The organism is Streptomyces ossamyceticus, from assembly GCF_001418475.1.
Taxonomy (GTDB): Bacteria; Actinomycetota; Actinomycetes; order Streptomycetales; family Streptomycetaceae; genus Streptomyces; species Streptomyces ossamyceticus.
Map to the genome: position 1 here is coordinate 1 of NZ_LIQX01000985.1, position 1,068 is coordinate 1,068.

At 76.4% G+C, this 1,068-nt stretch carries 1 protein-coding gene; it reads right to left on the bottom strand.

The genetic code is table 11. From position 1 onward, the window contains the following. Nucleotides 1-131 precede the first annotated feature (131 nt). The coding region (locus AOK15_RS41225; RefSeq protein ID WP_055524400.1) for an iron ABC transporter permease at nucleotides 132-1,068 on the bottom strand (937 nt) is incomplete at its 5' end.

The window sequence follows — 1,068 nt, forward strand, 5'->3', positions numbered from 1 at the left end:
GCCCCCGAGCCCACCGGCGCCCGCCTCGGGACCACCGGGCACCCCGCTCCACACGCCGTCGCCCGGCACACCCTCACCCCGCACGTCCTCGTGCCGCACACCCTCACCCCGCAGACCCTCGCGCCGCACGGTCACCGCCCCCCGAACGCGTAGCCGCCCCGCCGCATGAGCAGCAGGAACACCGGCACCCCGACCACGGCGGTGATCACCCCGACGGGCAGTTCGGCGGGCGCCAGCAGCAGCCGGGACAGCACATCGGCCCAGACGAGCAGCACGGCCCCGACGAGCGGCGCGACGGCCAGTACCCGCCGGTGATCCGCCCCGACCACCATCCGCACCACGTGCGGCACCATCAGCCCGACGAACCCGACGGCCCCGCTCACCGCCACCACGGTCCCCGTGACGGCGGCGGTGACCACGAACAGCTCCCGCCGCAGCCGCTCCGGCCGCACCCCGAGCGCGGCGGAGGTCTCGTCGCCCATGGCGAGCGCGTTCAGCGCCTCGGCACGCGCACGCAACCAGACCCACCCGGCGACGACGGTGACCGCGGCGATCGGCACCTGCGCCCAGGTCGCCCCGCCGAGACTCCCCAGCAGCCACATCATCGCCGCGCGGGCGGCCTCGCCACGGGCGGCCCCGAACACCATGACCGTGGTGACGGCCTCGAACCCGTACGCCAGCGCCGTCCCCGTCAGCACCAGCCGCAAGGGCGTGAGCCCGACCCCCGACCGGGCCACCCCGTACACCAGCGCCATCGCCACCAGCGCCGACCCGAACGCCGACACCGACAGCGCCCACACCCCGAGCCCCGCGAACGCCCCCAGCAGGATCACCGCGTTGGCCCCCACGGCGGCCCCGGAGGAGATGCCCAGCACGAACGGATCGGCCAGCGCGTTCCGCACCATGGCCTGCACGGCGACCCCGACCGCCGCGAGCCCCGCCCCGACGACGGCCCCCAGCACCACGCGCGGCAGCCGTATCTCCCAGACGATCGTGTACGCGGCGCCGTCCGCGGCCCGGACACTCCCCCCGGTCCCCCCGGCCCACAGAAACCGCACCACGTCCGCC